A 14,277-nucleotide genomic window follows, 5' to 3' on the forward strand; every position below is an offset into this window, starting at 1 on the left:
TGGGTGTCCCGGCCGGCGGGCAGCAACCGCCGGCGGGAGGGCCGGGCGAGGCCCGGCCCGGCTCAGGGTCGATCAGCCCTTGGCGCGCTCGACATAGGAGGCGTCCTCGGTCTTCACCACGATCTTCTCGCCCGCGGTGATGAAGGGGGGCACCATGGTCTTCACGCCGTTCGACAGCACGGCCGGCTTGTAGGAGGAGGAGGCGGTCTGCCCCTTCACCACCGGATCGGCCTCGACGATCTCGAGCGTGACGTGCTGCGGCAGCTCCATGGCCACCGGGTCGCCCTCGATCAGCTTGACGGAGACGGTCATGTTCTCGGCCAGGAAGGGCAGGCGGTCACCCAGGATGGCGGCCGGCACGATGGTCTGCTCGAAGGTCTCGGGATCCATCAGCACCAGATTGTCGCCGTCGGCGTAGGAGTAGGTGAACTCCTTGTCCTCGGTCATCAGGCGCTCGACCGTGTCGGCGGTGCGCCAGCGATCGTCCTTCTTGGTGCCGGTCTTGATGTCGCGCATCTCGACCTGGATGAAGGCGCCGCCCTTGCCCGGGGTGATGATCTGGATCTTGAGCACCGTCCAGCGCCGGCCCTCATACTCGATGACCTGACCGGGCCGCATCTGGTTGGCCTGCTGCTTCATGGGCTTGGCACCTGCTTCATCGGGCTGAAGGAACAAGGCGCGGGCGACCACAGGCCACACCGCGCGGGCGGCGGGCGCTTTACCCGGCAAAGCGGCGGGTGGCAACCATTCCGCGCATGAGGCGGGGCTGGTCTGCGGTGGAAGCAGATATCAGCCAGAAATCTTCTTTTTCTGAAGAAAAAGAAGCAAAAAGACTTCTTTCAGTTTGGCGTCCCACCTCAGGCCATAGGCGGGACGCCAACGGACAAAAGTTTTTTGGTTCTTTTTTTCAAAAAAGAACACTCTCTTAAAATGCCACTCTTCCAAAGACCGCATGCAGCAGCGCGAACAGCGCGCCACCCGCCAGGAAGCCCACCAGCGTGCCATTGACCCGCACATATTGAAGGTCGCGCCCGACACGCAGCTCGATCTTCTCCACCACCGTCGCCGTGTCCCAGCGCGCCACCACGCCGGCGATGAACTCCGAGAGCTGCGCCTGGGCGGTGGGCAGCAGGGCGCGCAGGCCGCGGCGGGCCATGCCGTTCACCCGCTCCCGCGCCGCCGCGTCCTCCTGCAGCAGCGTGCCGAGATTGGCCAGCAGCCCGGCGACCAGGGCGACGCCACGGCCCTCGGGGGCGGCCGCATCCTCGGCGACCATGCGCTTCAGCCGGGCCCAGAGATCCATCAGCCAGGCGGCGACGGCGGGGTGGCCGGCGGCATCGCGCAGCGCGCGGCCCAGGGCGGCGGCGCGCTCCGGGTCGGTCTCCAGCCGGTCGATCTCGGCCATCAGCCAGGTCTCGAAGGCGACGCGCAGCGTGCTGTCGCCGGGCTCGACCTTGTCCAGCTCCTGGTTGATGGCGCTCAGGATGCGGCGGGCCACGGTGCCGCCGGCCAGCCAGCCGACGACGGCGCCGCCCTCGGCGCGGACGCGGGCCTGGATGGCGGCGCGCAGATCCTCCTCCTTGGCGGCCAGCAGCGCCTTCAGCTGCTCCAGCGCCAGGCCGAACACCGCCTGGTGCTGGCCGCCCGCCACCAGCGCCCGCAGCGCCCTGGCCAGCAGCCGGGCCGAGCCGGGGCCGGAGACCAGGCGCGGCAGCAGGCGCTGGATCAGCCGCCGGGCGCGGCCATCCTCCAGCGCGTTCAGCAAAGCGGGCAGGCTGCGCGCCAGGGCCTCGGCGGCGGGGCGGGTGGCGGCGGGGTCGGAGAGCCAGCGGCGCAGCAGCCCGGCCAGGTCGACGCGGGCCAGCACACGGTCCAGCTCCGCCTCGGTCAGCACATGGTTGCCGACGAAGCGGCCGAGGCCACGGCCCAGCCGCTCCTTCTGCCGCGGGATGATGGCGGTGTGCGGGATGGGCAGGCCGAGCGGGCGGCGGAACAGCGCCGTCACCGCGAACCAGTCGGCCAGGCCGCCGACCAGCCCGGCCTTGGCGCTGGCCTGCAGCAGGTCGGTCCAGTAGCCGGGCGGCAGGGCGTAGGCACCCAGCGTCAGCGCGGCCATCAGCAGCAGGAGGGCGGTGGCGAAGCGCCGGTGGCGGGCGAGGGCGCGGCGGAGCTCGGCCTCGGGATCGGGAAGCGGCATTATTCCCCAAGGTAGGGAAGCCATGCGCCCGGCGGGAGGCGCGCCGCGACAAAAGGGCTTGTCCGGCGGTTGGGGAATGTTATTTCGTAACGCCATGAGCTTCCGCTTCCCCGATCCCCTGGCGCTGTCCTCCGGTGCCGGCGCCAGGCTGGCGCTGTCGCTGCTGCTGCTGGCGCTGCTGTGGGGCGGCGTGGTCTGGGCACGCGGGGCATGAGCCTGCCGATCACCCTGAGCGATGTGACGCTGACGCATGGGCGGCGCCCGGCGGTGCACCATGTCTCCGGCTGTTTCGAGGCGGGCAGCCTGACGGCGATCGTGGGCCCGAACGGCGCCGGCAAGTCGACGCTGCTGCGCGCCATTGCCGGGCTGCATCCGGCGGTGGAGGGGGCGCTGCAGACGCCGCGCGAGGCGATCGCGCTGCTGCCGCAGGCGGCGGCGCTGGACCGGCAGTTTCCGATCTCCTGCCTGGATGTGGTGCTGTTCGGCCATTGGTCGCGCGCCGGCGCCTTCCGCGCGCTGCGCCCGGCCGAGGCGTCGGCCGCCCGCAAGGCGCTGGCGGCGGTGGGGCTGGAGGGGTTCGAGCGCCGGCTGGTCGGCAGCCTGTCGGTCGGGCAGTTCCAGCGCGTGCTGTTCGCGCGGCTGCTGGTGCAGGACGCGCCGGTGATCCTGCTGGACGAGCCGTTCAATGCCGTCGATGCCCGCACCGCGCATGACCTGCTGGGTCTGGTGCGCCGCTGGCATGGCGAGGGCCGCACCGTGCTGGCCGTGCTGCATGACCTTGAGCTGGTGCGCGAGCATTTTCCGCGCACGCTGCTGCTGGCGCGCGAGCCGGTCGCCTGGGGCCCGACCGAGGAGGTGCTGAGCGCGCAGAACCGCCTGCGCGCCCGGATGATGGCCGAGGCCTGGGACGAGCAGGCCGAGGCCTGCGCCCGCGCCGCCTGATGCCGGGCGCCAGCGGCGCCCGGCCCTGACAGAAAAAAAGAAGGGGGTTCCGGGGGAATTCATTCCCCCGGACTTTTTGGAACATGGCCTTGCTCGACCTCCTCTGGTCCCCCTTCGCCGAGTTCGGCTTTTTGCGCCGCGCCCTGATTGGCTGCCTGGCGCTGTCCCTGGCCGCGCCCCCCCTCGGCGTCTTCCTGGTCCTCCGCCGCATGAGCCTGACGGCCGATGTTCTGGCGCATGGCATCCTCCCCGGCATTGCCGTGGGTTTCCTGGTGGCGGGCCTCTCGGTGACGGCGATGTCGATCGGCGGGCTGGTGGCCGGGCTGGTGGTGGCGGTCGGCGCGGGCGCGGTGTCGCGCGCCACTGGCGGGCGGGAGGATGCGGCGCTGGCGGCGCTCTACCTGGTGGCGCTGGCGCTCGGCGTGACGCTGATCTCGACAAGGGCGGGCTCGGTCGAGCTGTCGCATCTGCTGTTCGGCAGCGTGCTGGGCGTCGATGATGCCGCGCTGTTCCTGATGGCCGGGGTGTCCAGCCTGACGCTGCTGGTGCTGGCCTTCGCCTGGCGGCCGCTGGTGCTGGAATGCTTCGACCCCGGCTTCGCCGCCGCGGCGCGGGCGCAAGGCGGGCTGTGGCACATGGTGTTCCTGGGTCTGCTGGTGCTGAACGTGCTCGCTGCCTTCCAGGCGCTGGGCACGCTGATGGCGGTCGGGCTGATGATGCTGCCGGCGGTGGCGGCGCGGCATTGGGGGCGCAGCGTCGGCGCCATGGTCTATGCCTCGGTCGGCATCGCGCTGTTCAGCAGCCTGGCCGGGCTGCTGTTCTCCTACCATCTGGACTGGCCGACGGGGCCGGCCATCGTGCTGGTGGCGGGCGCCATCTGGGCGCTGTCGGTGGTGGCGGGGCCGGTGGATGGGGTGCTGCCGCGGCTGCTGCGGCGGCCGCATCTGGCCGGCTGAGGCTAGACCAGCAGGTACAGCCCGGTCCCGGCCAGCCCGGCCAGGCCGAGATAGCCCAGCACCGCCATCACCCCGTCATTGGCCAGCAGCGCCAGGCCGAACAGGCTGATGACGCTGGCGATCAGCGTGCTGGCGAAGGGCAGCATCTCCAGCGGCGGCATGGTCAGCGCCAGCAGGATGCAGGCGGCGGCGATGGCACGGCTGGCGGCCCCCTGCGTCAGCAGGGTCAGCCGCGGGCGCAGCACGCCATCGACGATGCGCGCCATCGGCCGCAGCACCCGCATCGCCTGGTGCACGCGGCGACAGGGCACGGCGCGGTGGGCGATGCGCTGCGGGATGCGCACATCATGCCGTCCCAGCAGCAGCTGGCCGGCGACGGCCACGATCAGCAGCGCCGCGGCGCTGGGCACGCCGATGACGCCGGAGAGCGGCGAGACCACGATGATGGCCGGCAGCAGGATCAGCGCGCCGAAGCTGCGCTGGCCGATCTGGTCCATCACCGCCTGGCCGGTGACGGTCTCGGCATGGGCGCAGGCTTCTTCCAGGCAGTCGAGCAGCCCGCCCAGATCGCAGGGCGGCGGCTTCGGCACGGTGCGGCGGCGCCGCATGGTGCTGTCGAAGGCGCGGGCGATCAGGTCGCGGCTGAGGCCGGCCTCCGCCCTGTCCCTGCCGCCCTCTCGCCGCATCCAGCCCAGCATGCCAGTCTCGTTCCTTCCACTCCGCAAGGGATCATCATGACGCAGCACCTCGCCGCCATCCGCCGCCTGGCCCCCGAGCAACGCCTCTCCGGGGCCACCGTTGCCGGGGGCTTCGTCTTCCTGGCCGGGCAGGTGGCCGATGACGCCACGCTCGACGCGGAGGGGCAGACGGCCGACATCCTGGCGCAGATCGACGCGCTGCTGGCCGAGGCGGGCACCGACAAGCGCGCGCTGCTGCAGGTGCAGGTGGTGCTGGCCGACATTGCCGACGCCGCGGCGATGAACCGCGCCTGGGATGCCTGGCTGGACAGCAGCCACAAGCCGGCGCGCATGACCATCCAGGCGCCGCTGGTCGACCCGCAATGGAAGGTGGAGATCACCGGCATCGCGCTGGCCCCGGGCTGAGGCCTGGCCGCACGGCGGCGGCGCCCCGGCCCGCCGCTGCGCATGGATTCGATTTCACCCCGCCGCAAGCTTTCGCGCAAATCCTGTATAAGACAGCGATCTCGGCCAGGGGCCGCGGCACCGGGCCGCCCGGGCGGCACCCGCCGCGCGTGACGCCGCCGGGCGCGCGGCGTTACGCAGCCACGGCACCGCCCCCGCTGCGCTCCCGCCTAGCGCGGGCGATGCCGGGCTGGCCCCGCGCTGCATCACGGCCCCGGTTCCCGATCCCGAACGGCCCCTCCGGCCCGGCGCGCGGATCGCCCCCTTGCCCCGCCGCCCCCGGCGGGCCGGGCCCTGCTGCCGCCGCGCCGCCGGCCCCGCAAGCGAGGATGGGACAGGATGATACGCCGCTGGCTTGGCCTGCTCTATGTGCAGGTGCTGATCGCGATCGTGCTGGGCGTGGCGCTCGGCGCGCTCTACCCCGCCGCCGGGGCGGCGCTGAAGCCGCTCGGCGATGCCTTCGTCAAGCTGATCAAGGTGGTGATCGCCCCGGTGGTGTTCTGCACCGTGGTGCATGGCATCGCCAGCGTGCGCGATGCCAGCAAGGTCGGCCGCGTCGGGCTGAAGGCGATCCTGTATTTCGAGGTGGTCTCGACCTTCGCCCTGGCCATCGGGCTGATCGTGGCCAAGCTGTTCCGCACCGGCTCGGGCTTCAACATCGACCCCTCGCAACTCGATGCCAGCGCGGTGCAGGGCTTCACCCAGAAGGCGGAAGGGGAGAGCGTGGTCGGCCATCTGATGGCCATCATCCCCGACACCTTCTTCGGCGCCTTCGTCGGCGGCGACCTGCTGCAGGTGCTGTTCCTGGCGGTGCTGACCGGCTTCGCCATCAACGCCCTGCCGGAGAAGGCGCGGGTGCCGGTCACGCATGCCATCGACCAGATGGCGGCGGTGTTCTTCGGCATCGTGCGCATCGTGGTGAAGGCGGCGCCGGTGGGTGCCTTCGGCGCCATGGCCTTCACCATCGGCCAGTATGGCATCGGCTCGCTGCTGCGGCTGGGCGAGCTGGTGGCGACCTTCTACATCACCTCGCTGCTCTTCGTGCTGCTGGTGCTGGGCAGCATCGCCCGGTTCTGCGGCTTCTCCATCCTGCGCTTCCTCAACTACATCCGCGAGGAACTGCTGATCGTGCTCGGCACATCGAGCAGCGAGAGCGTGCTGCCGCAGGTGATGCGCAAGATGGAGCGGCTGGGCTGCGCGCCGAATGTCGTGGGGCTGACCGTGCCGCTCGGCTACAGCTTCAACCTGGACGGCACCAACATCTACATGACGCTGGCGACGCTGTTCCTGGCCTATGCCACCAACACGCCGCTGACCCTGGGGCAGGAGCTGACCATTCTCCTCGTGGCCATGCTGACCTCCAAGGGCGCCTCGGGCGTGACGGGGGCGGGCTTCATCACCCTGGCGGCCACGCTCTCGGTCATCCCCGACATCCCGATCCAGGCGCTGGCGGTGCTGATCGGCATCGACAAGTTCATGAGCGAATGCCGGGCGCTGACCAATCTGGTGGGCAATGGCGTGGCCTGCATCGCCGTCAGCCGCTGGGAGGGGGAGCTGGACCAGGCGCGGCTGACCGAGGAGCTGGCGCGCGGCCCGCACCATGCCGGCGAGGATGCGGCGCCGGAGCAGGCGCGCCACGCCGCCTGAGCGCGGCGCCGCCCAAGGGCGGCCCCGGCTGGCAGGGTGCGGGCAAGGGGGGCGGGCAGGGCGGCGGCGCGCGGGCCCCGGCGCTCTCCGGCCACCGCCTCGCCTGACACCGGGGCAAGAAACCGGAAACAAACGCCGCACAGAAATACCTCGCGCTGGCGTGATCGCTCTTCACCTGGGTGGGGGGAGCGGGCATGCTCGTGCTTCCGGCAGGCGCGCTGCCCCGGCAAGGTCGTCCCGCGGCCCTGCTTCCGCCGCAATGGTGGGACAGCCTCCGCTCTGCCATCCGAGAGAACCCGAAGCGATGTCCACAGCGTCTGGACCCGCCGCGCGGCGCCGCCGCCCCCCATGCCCCCGCTCCGCGGAGCCGGCGGCATGAGCGGCTTCTGGCAGGGCAAGCGCGTGCTGGTCACCGGCGGCGCCGGCTTCCTGGGCAGCGGCCTCTGCCACGCCCTGGCCGCGCGCGGCGCCCATGTCACCGCCCTCGATTCGATGCGCCCCGATGGCGGGGCCAATCCGGCCAATCTGGCCGGCAGCGGCGCCCATCTGGTGGTGGCCGATCTCTGCGACGCCGACCTCGCCCCGCATTGCCAGGGGCTGGACGCGGTCTTCAACATGGCGGCCCAGACCAGCCATGCCGGCTCCATGGCCGACCCCTTCACCGACCTGGCCATCAACGGCCATGCGCAGCTGCGGCTGATCGCGGCGCTGCGCCAGGGCTCGCCGCAGGCGGTGGTGGTGCATGCCTCGACGCGGCAGTTCTACGGCCGCCCGGCCTATCTGCCGGTCGATGAGAAGCACCCGATCGCGCCGCCCGATGCCAATGGCGTCTCCAAGCTGGCCGGCGAGCAGTACTGGCTGATGGAAGGCCGCGTGCAGGGCCGCCCCGTCGTCGCGCTGCGGCTGACCAATTGCTACGGCCCGCGGCTGCGGGTGAAGGATGCGCGGCAGACCTTCCTCGGCATCTGGTTCCGCCGGCTGCTGGAGGGCGAGGCCTTCGAGGTCTGGGGCGGCGCCCAGCTGCGCGATTTGGCCTATCTGGACGATGTCGTCGCCGCCTTCCTGCGCGCGGCCGAGACGCCGGGCTGCGCCGGCCGCGCCTTCAACCTCGGCGGCTCGTCGCCCGTGACGCTCACCGAGCTGGCCGAGGCCGCCATCGCCGCCCATGGCGGTGGCGAATACCGGGTGAAGGAATTCCCCGCCGACCGCGCGCCGATCGATATCGGCAGCTACCACGCCGATGACAGCGCCTTCCGCGCCGCCACCGGCTGGGCCCCCGAAACCAGCCTGGCGGAGGGGCTGCGCCGCAGCCTCGACTGGTTCCGCCCGCGCCTGGCCGACTACCTCTGACCGACCGCGCCTGACACCGACATCCCCGCCAGGGGCACCAAGGAGACTGGGCAATGGACATGCCCGTGATCACCGTTCCGCAGGCCGACCCGGGCGCCGCCTACCGCGCCCATCAGCCCGCCATCGACGCCGCCCTGCAGCGCGCGCTGAGCTCCGGCTGGTACATCCTGGGGGCCGAGGGCGCCGCCTTCGAGCGGGAATTCGCCGAATGGCTGGGCCTGCCGCGCGCCGTGGGCTGCGCCAATGGCACCGACGCGCTGATGCTGATCCTGCGCGGTCTGGGCATCGGCCCGGGCATGACGGTCGCCACCGTCTCCCACACCGCGGTCGCGACCGTCGCCGCCATCGAGATGGTGGGCGCCACGCCCCTGCTGCTCGACATCGACCCCGACACCTACACCATGGACGCCGATGAGCTGGCCGCCGTGCTGGAGGACCCGCCGCCGGGCCTGCCGCCGATCCGCGCCGTCATCCCGGTGCATCTCTACGGCCAGGGCTGCGACATGGATCGCATCCTGCCGGCCTGCCGCGCCGCCGGCGTCCATGTCATCGAGGATTGCGCCCAGGCGCATGGCGCGATGCTGGATGGCCGCATGCTCGGCACCCTCGGCGACGCCGCGGCCTTCAGCCTGTATCCGACCAAGAATCTGGGCGCCCTCGGCGATGCCGGCATCGTTGCCACGGCCGACACCGACCTCGCCGACCGCATGGCGGCGCTGCGGCAATATGGCTGGAAGCACCGCTACCTCTCCGACAGCATCGGCGTGAACAGCCGGCTCGACGAGATCCAGGCCGCCGTGCTGCGCGTCCGCCTGCCGCTGCTGGATGCCGGCAATGCCCGCCGCCGCGCCATCGCCGGCGCCTATGATTCGGCGCTCTCCGGCTCCGCCATCGCGCCGCCGCTGCGCCGCGCCGGGGCGGAGCATGTGTTCCACCAATATGTCATCCGCAGCCAGGACCGCGACGAGCTGGCCCAGCGCCTGCGCAGCCTCGGCATCGGCAGCGGCGTGCACTACCCGGTGCCGGTGCATCTGCAGAGCGCCTATATCGGCCGCGTGCCCGTGGGCCCGGCCGGCTGCGCCGAGACCGAGCTCGCCTCGCGCGAGGTGCTCAGCCTGCCGATCTTCCCCGAGCTGACGGACGCGCAGGTCGAGGCGGTCTGCGGCGCGCTGCGCATCGTCGCGCAGTAAGCGAAGATTCCGGGGGGACAGGGTCCCCCCGGACCCCGCCATCAGCGGGTCTGGGTGGAGAAGGGCGCGCTGGAATGGGCCCCAAGCGGCGCGCTATAGGCGGCGGCATCGCTCCCCTGGTGGATAGAAACCTCCCGATGCTGCGACTGACTGAACTCAAGCTGCCGCTCGACCACACGCCCGAGGCCCTGCGCCGGATCGTGCTCGACCGGCTGGGCATTCCCGACACGGATCTGCTGGACCTGCACGTCTTCCGCCGCGGCTATGACGCGCGGAAGAAGCACGCCATCCATTTGATCTACACCCTGGACGTGACGCTGCGCGACGAGGCCGCGCTGCTGCGCCGCTTCCAGGGCGATGCGCATGTCAATCCGGCGCCCGACATGCGCTACCGCTTCGTGGGCCATGCGGCACCGGGCGAGGCGCGGCGGCCGCTGGTGATCGGCGCCGGGCCCTGCGGGCTGCTGGCCGGGCTGGTGCTGGCGCAGATGGGCTTCCGCCCGATCATCCTGGAGCGCGGCAAGGCGGTGCGCGAGCGCACCAAGGACACCTGGGGCCTGTGGCGCCGCGCCGAGCTGAACCCGGAAAGCAATGTCCAGTTCGGCGAGGGCGGCGCCGGCACCTTCTCCGACGGCAAGCTCTACAGCCAGATCAAGGACCCCCAGCACCATGGCCGCAAGGTGCTGGAGGAATTCGTCAAGGCCGGCGCGCCGGAGGAGATCCTCTACCTCTCCAAGCCGCATATCGGCACCTTCCGCCTGGTGCAGATGGTCGAGCATATGCGCGACGAGATCGGGCGCCTGGGCGGCGAATACCGCTTCAGCAGCCGGGTGACCGACCTGCTGGTCGACATCGCCCCCGACGGGGCGCGGCAGATGCGCGGCGTGGCGCTGGCCGATGGCAGCGTGATCGAATCCGACCATGTGGTGCTGGCCATCGGCCACAGCGCCCGCGACACCTTCGAGGTGCTGCGCGACCGCGGCGTCTACATGGAGGCCAAGCCCTTCTCCGTAGGCTTCCGCATCGAGCATCCGCAGCGGATGATCAATGAATGCCGCTTCGGCCCCTTCGCCGGCAACAAGCTGCTCGGCGCGGCCGACTACAAGCTGGTGCATCACGGCAGCGACGGGCGCTCGGTCTACAGCTTCTGCATGTGCCCGGGCGGCACGGTGGTGGCGGCGGCCAGCGAGCCGGGGCGCGTCGTCACCAATGGCATGAGCCAGTACCAGCGCGCCGAGCGCAACGCCAACGCCGCCATCGTCGTCGGCATCGAGCCGGAGCGTGACTATCCGGGCGATGTGCTGGCCGGCATCGCGCTGCAGCGGCGGCTGGAGGAGGCGGCCTTCATCGCCGGCGGCAGCAACTACCACGCCCCGGCCCAGACGGTGGGCGATTTCCTGGCCGGCCGCCCCTCGACCAGCCTGGGGGAGGTGGTGCCGAGCTACAAGCCCGGCGTCACGCCCACCGACCTGGCCGCCTTCATGCCGGATTTCGTGGTGGCCGCGATCCGCGAGGCGCTGCCGGCCTTCGACCGGCAGATCCGCGGCTTCGCCCGGCCCGACGCGGTGCTGACCGGGGTGGAGACGCGCACCTCCTCCCCCGTGCGCATCCGGCGCGGCGCGGATGGCCACAGCCTGAACACGCGCGGCCTGTTCCCGGCCGGCGAGGGGGCGGGCTATGCGGGCGGCATCCTCTCCGCCGGGGTGGATGGCATCAAGACGGCGGAGGCCGTGGCGCGCTCGATGCTGGGCCTGGAGGAGGCGGCGCGGCGCGTCGCATGACCGTTACGGGAATCCCTCGCCAAGCCACCGCTTTTGCCGCAATCTCACCAAAATGAGAGGTCAGCCTCCAGGGCGACGGCATCCATGGGCCGGGCCGGGGGGTAGGGGGGTCATCGCTTGAGCTACAGCGTCCCGGGCGCGCCGCAAGGTCTGGCGCCCCAGAGCGGATCCAGCCGGCTGCGGCCGGAAACCCGTCGCGCCATCCTCTGCTTCGGCATCGTCGCGCTGACGCTCGGCATGGTGCTCTTCGCCCTGCTGCGCTCGCCGATGAAGGACGATGTGGCCTGGCTGCTCTGGGTCGCCGGCCAGTGGCTGCGCGGGCAGGAGCTGTATGTCGACCTGGTCGAGGTCAATCCGCCGCTGATCATCTGGGCCAGCGCCCTGCCGGTTATGCTGGCCGAGCTGCTGGGGCTGACCGCCAAGCAGGTGGCGCTGCCGATGATCGCCGCTGCGGCGCTGGGCTCGGCCTGGATGTCGGCCGGGCTGCTGCGCGGCGTCTCTCCGGTCTTCGCGCAGCGGCCGGCCACCTTCGCCGCCATCGCCTGCGTGCTGCTGGTGATGCCGGGGGTCGAGTTCGGCCAGCGCGAGCATCTGATGGTGATCGCCGTGCTGCCGCATCTGGCGGTGCTGATCCGCATGCTGGAGGGGCTGCCGGTGCATCCGGGCCTGTCGCTCGGCACCGGCGTGCTGGCCGGGCTCGGCGTGGCGCTGAAGCCGCGCTACGTCATCTGCCTGGGCGCGGTGGAGCTGGCGGGCTGGCTGCATCGCGGCTTCCGCATCCGGCTGGCGCCGATCGCCGCCGGCCTGGCCGGGCTGCTCTATCTGGCCAGCATCCTGTATTTCGTGCCCGCCTTCGTCGAGCGCGCGGTGCCGCTGGCGCTGACCCTCTATGGCGGCACCGACACCGGCAAGCTGCAGCTGGCGCAGGAATCCTGGCTGCTGCTGCTCGGCCTCGGCACCTGCCTGCTGCTGACCTGGAAGACCGATCGCGGCGGCGCCGCCTCGGGCGTCATGCTGGTGCTGACGGCCTTCGCCGCCTCCGCCACGGTGGCGATGTTCCTGGACGGCAAGAACTGGTTCTACCACCGCATCCCGGCGCTGATGGCGGTGACCTTCGCGCTGGTCTTCTGGTGCGCCGATGTGGCGCTGCGGCGCCGCGCCCTGCCGCGCCGCAGCCTGCTGCTGGCGCTGGCCATGCTGCCGCTGGCGCTGTCGGTGCAGCAGACCTCGGTGCGGGTCTATGAGCGGCTGGTGCTGGCGGTGGAGCCGGATTCCAGCACCGAGGTGCGGCTGGAGCGGCTGATCCGGCGCGAGAAGGTGCGCAGCTACATGGCCTTCTCGGAATGGATCGGGCTGGGCTTCCCGGTGGTGAACAACACCAATGTCACCTGGGCCTCGCGCTTCGACTCCATGTGGGCGCTGCGCGGTGAGATCTGGCGCTCGCGCCAGGATGGCGTGGCGCCGGATGAGTGGCCGATCCGCCACTGGGTGGTGCAGGATTTCATGGAGGGCTGCCCCGACCTGGTGGTGGTGGACCGCCGCGGGGAATCGCTGAACTACCCGGCCATCCTGTCCCAGGCCAATGCCGGCTTCGCCGCGGTCTGGGCGCGCTACCGGCAGATCGCGGTGGTGGATGGGTTGCAGGTGTATCGCCGCCAGGGCGAGGGCTGCGGCGACCCGGCCGGTATGGGCTAACGCCAGGGGCGCCCTTGTCAGTGTAGCGTCCCGCCTGGCCGGGAGACGGCGGCAGCCCGACAGAAAAAAGATGGGGGTCCGGGGGAATTCATTCCCCCGGATTTTTCTTTTTCAGATCCCCGCCTGATCCAGCTTCAGGATCGCCCGCGCCAGCGCCTGGGCGCGCGGCACGAAGGAGGCGACCTCCAGATATTCCTCCGGGCTGTGCGCCTTGCCGCCGACCGGCCCGACGGCGCAGAGGGTTGGCGCGCCCTGGGCCGCGGTGAAGCCGCTATCGGCGCAGCCGCCGGCGAATTCGCCCATGGTCTCGAAGCCGCTTTCGGCCGCGGCCGCCTTGTAGGCGGCGAAGACCGCGTCGGTGCCGGCATTCTGCGCCAGCGGCAGGAACTCGCCCCGGATGCTGAGCTTCGCGCGGGTGCCGGGGACGAAGCTCTGGGCGATGATGCCCTCGATCCGGCCCATGATGTCGTCGCGGTCCTCGGGGTGGATGTAGCGCAGGTCGATCTGCCCCTGCGCCCAGGGCGCGACGGTGTTCACCGACTGCCCGCCCGAGACCAGGCCGACATTCAGCGTGATGCCGCGCGGGATGTCGGTGAGCGCGTGGATCGCCTGGATCTTGCGGGCCAGCTCCTCGATGGCGCTGATGCCGGCCTCGAAATTGCCGCCGGAATGGGCGGCCTTGCCCTCGATCTCCATCACCATGAAGACGCCGCCCTTGCGGCCGGTGACGACGGCGCCGGAGGGGCGGCCGGGCTCGGAGTTGAAGACCACGCGGGCGCGGCGGGCCTCGGCCTCGATCACCGGGCGGCCCTCGGGGGAGCCGATCTCCTCATCGCCGGTGAACAGCCCGACCAGCGGCCCGGGCGCGCCGCCGAACTGGCGGAAGGCGGCGAGTACGAAGAGGTTCTGCACCAGCCCCGCCTTCATGTCGCAGACGCCGGGGCCGGTGGCGATGCCGTTCTCGATGCGGAAGGGGCGGCGGCTGGGCTCGCCCTTGGGGAAGACGGTGTCGCGGTGGCCCATCAGCACGATGTTCTGGCGGGCATTGCCGCTCGCCGTGGCATCGCCGCCGCCGACGAGCGCGCGCAGGCAGTCGCCATGCTTCTCGCCCTTGACGGTCTCCACGGGGATGTCGAAGCGGGCGCAGAAATCCTTCACCCGCTGCCCGACCGCGTCGACGCCGGGTTTGTCGTAGCTGCCGCCATCGATGTTCACCATCGCCTCCAGCTCGGCCAGCATGGCCTCCTGCTGGGTGGCGAGCCACTCCGTGATCTGGGCGGTGATGCGGGTCTCGGGCGTGGCCATGAAGCGGTCTCCTGCGCGGGTGCGGCGCGCAGGGTGGCCGATCGGGCGCGCCGCGGGAAGGGGAGGGGAATT

Annotated in this window: 12 protein-coding genes; 8 read left to right on the forward strand and 4 right to left on the reverse strand. The window is 71.4% G+C overall.

What is annotated here, in order from left to right; genetic code table 11:
* Positions 1 to 72: 72 nt before the first annotated feature.
* Together efp and QE401_RS06330 are read right to left on the reverse strand one after the other, a co-directional pair.
* Positions 73 to 639: an elongation factor P gene (efp, locus tag QE401_RS06325; protein ID WP_307137401.1), complete on the reverse strand. Its 567-nt coding sequence runs from the start codon at positions 637 to 639 to the stop codon at positions 73 to 75.
* 286 nt (positions 640 to 925) lie between these two features.
* Complete coding sequence (locus QE401_RS06330; RefSeq protein WP_307137402.1) at positions 926 to 2,197, reverse strand: DUF445 domain-containing protein; 1,272 nt, start codon at positions 2,195 to 2,197, stop codon at positions 926 to 928.
* A gap of 210 nt (positions 2,198 to 2,407) precedes the next feature.
* Between QE401_RS06330 and QE401_RS06335 the strand changes: the two genes are divergently transcribed.
* Positions 2,408 to 3,139, forward strand: a complete 732-nt coding sequence (locus tag QE401_RS06335) for a metal ABC transporter ATP-binding protein (protein WP_307137403.1) — start codon at positions 2,408 to 2,410, stop codon at positions 3,137 to 3,139.
* Between the two features lie 83 nt (positions 3,140 to 3,222).
* On the forward strand, positions 3,223 to 4,095 hold the full coding sequence (locus QE401_RS06340; RefSeq protein ID WP_307137404.1) for a metal ABC transporter permease: 873 nt from the start codon (positions 3,223 to 3,225) through the stop codon (positions 4,093 to 4,095).
* Between the two features lie 2 nt (positions 4,096 to 4,097).
* On the opposite strand, the gene QE401_RS06345 is transcribed toward QE401_RS06340, so the two are convergent.
* Entirely contained in the window at positions 4,098 to 4,793 is a 696-nt protein-coding gene (locus QE401_RS06345; RefSeq protein WP_307137405.1) for an exopolysaccharide biosynthesis protein, read from the reverse strand.
* A gap of 36 nt (positions 4,794 to 4,829) precedes the next feature.
* Here QE401_RS06345 and QE401_RS06350 point away from each other — a divergent pair, with 36 nt between their 5' ends.
* The 6 genes from QE401_RS06350 to QE401_RS06375 all read left to right on the forward strand — a co-directional run bounded on the left by QE401_RS06350 (position 4,830) and on the right by QE401_RS06375 (position 12,900).
* Complete coding sequence (locus QE401_RS06350; RefSeq protein WP_307137406.1) at positions 4,830 to 5,198, forward strand: RidA family protein; 369 nt, start codon at positions 4,830 to 4,832, stop codon at positions 5,196 to 5,198.
* Positions 5,199 to 5,576: 378 nt separating this feature from the next.
* Positions 5,577 to 6,884 carry a dicarboxylate/amino acid:cation symporter gene (locus QE401_RS06355; RefSeq protein WP_307137407.1) on the forward strand — a complete coding sequence of 436 codons (1,308 nt, stop codon included), beginning with the start codon at positions 5,577 to 5,579 and terminating at the stop codon, positions 6,882 to 6,884.
* A 375-nt stretch (positions 6,885 to 7,259) separates the two neighbouring features.
* Positions 7,260 to 8,234, forward strand: coding sequence for an NAD-dependent epimerase/dehydratase family protein (locus QE401_RS06360; RefSeq protein ID WP_307137408.1), 975 nt, complete (start codon positions 7,260 to 7,262; stop codon positions 8,232 to 8,234).
* A gap of 53 nt (positions 8,235 to 8,287) precedes the next feature.
* Positions 8,288 to 9,424: a DegT/DnrJ/EryC1/StrS family aminotransferase gene (locus tag QE401_RS06365; protein WP_307137409.1), complete on the forward strand. Its 1,137-nt coding sequence runs from the start codon at positions 8,288 to 8,290 to the stop codon at positions 9,422 to 9,424.
* Positions 9,425 to 9,561: 137 nt separating this feature from the next.
* The gene (locus QE401_RS06370) at positions 9,562 to 11,205 is read left to right on the forward strand and encodes an NAD(P)/FAD-dependent oxidoreductase (protein WP_307137410.1); all 1,644 of its coding nucleotides are present in this window, start codon (positions 9,562 to 9,564) and stop codon (positions 11,203 to 11,205) included.
* A gap of 117 nt (positions 11,206 to 11,322) precedes the next feature.
* Positions 11,323 to 12,900 carry a hypothetical protein gene (locus QE401_RS06375; protein ID WP_307137411.1) on the forward strand — a complete coding sequence of 526 codons (1,578 nt, stop codon included), beginning with the start codon at positions 11,323 to 11,325 and terminating at the stop codon, positions 12,898 to 12,900.
* Positions 12,901 to 13,011: 111 nt separating this feature from the next.
* Here QE401_RS06375 and QE401_RS06380 read toward each other — a convergent pair whose 3' ends face one another.
* The gene (locus QE401_RS06380) at positions 13,012 to 14,205 is read right to left on the reverse strand and encodes a M20 family metallopeptidase (protein ID WP_307137412.1); all 1,194 of its coding nucleotides are present in this window, start codon (positions 14,203 to 14,205) and stop codon (positions 13,012 to 13,014) included.
* Positions 14,206 to 14,277 lie beyond the last annotated feature (72 nt).

The organism is Pseudoroseomonas cervicalis, from assembly GCF_030818485.1.
In the GTDB taxonomy this organism is placed as follows: domain Bacteria; phylum Pseudomonadota; class Alphaproteobacteria; order Acetobacterales; family Acetobacteraceae; genus Pseudoroseomonas; species Pseudoroseomonas cervicalis_A.

Bases quoted from the DNA above. Each gene is read 5' to 3' on its own strand.
- QE401_RS06355 (WP_307137407.1), top strand. From the start codon at position 5,577: ATGATACGCCGCTGGCTTGGCCTGCTCTATGTGCAGGTGCTGATCGCG.
- QE401_RS06370 (WP_307137410.1), top strand. From the start codon at position 9,562: ATGCTGCGACTGACTGAACTCAAGCTGCCGCTCGACCACACGCCCGAG.
- QE401_RS06345 (WP_307137405.1), bottom strand. From the start codon at position 4,793: ATGCTGGGCTGGATGCGGCGAGAGGGCGGCAGGGACAGGGCGGAGGCC.
- QE401_RS06350 (WP_307137406.1), top strand. From the start codon at position 4,830: ATGACGCAGCACCTCGCCGCCATCCGCCGCCTGGCCCCCGAGCAACGC.
- QE401_RS06330 (WP_307137402.1), bottom strand. From the start codon at position 2,197: ATGCCGCTTCCCGATCCCGAGGCCGAGCTCCGCCGCGCCCTCGCCCGC.
- QE401_RS06335 (WP_307137403.1), top strand. From the start codon at position 2,408: ATGAGCCTGCCGATCACCCTGAGCGATGTGACGCTGACGCATGGGCGG.
- efp (WP_307137401.1), bottom strand. From the start codon at position 639: ATGAAGCAGCAGGCCAACCAGATGCGGCCCGGTCAGGTCATCGAGTAT.
- QE401_RS06380 (WP_307137412.1), bottom strand. From the start codon at position 14,205: ATGGCCACGCCCGAGACCCGCATCACCGCCCAGATCACGGAGTGGCTC.
- QE401_RS06360 (WP_307137408.1), top strand. From the start codon at position 7,260: ATGAGCGGCTTCTGGCAGGGCAAGCGCGTGCTGGTCACCGGCGGCGCC.
- QE401_RS06365 (WP_307137409.1), top strand. From the start codon at position 8,288: ATGGACATGCCCGTGATCACCGTTCCGCAGGCCGACCCGGGCGCCGCC.
- QE401_RS06340 (WP_307137404.1), top strand. From the start codon at position 3,223: ATGGCCTTGCTCGACCTCCTCTGGTCCCCCTTCGCCGAGTTCGGCTTT.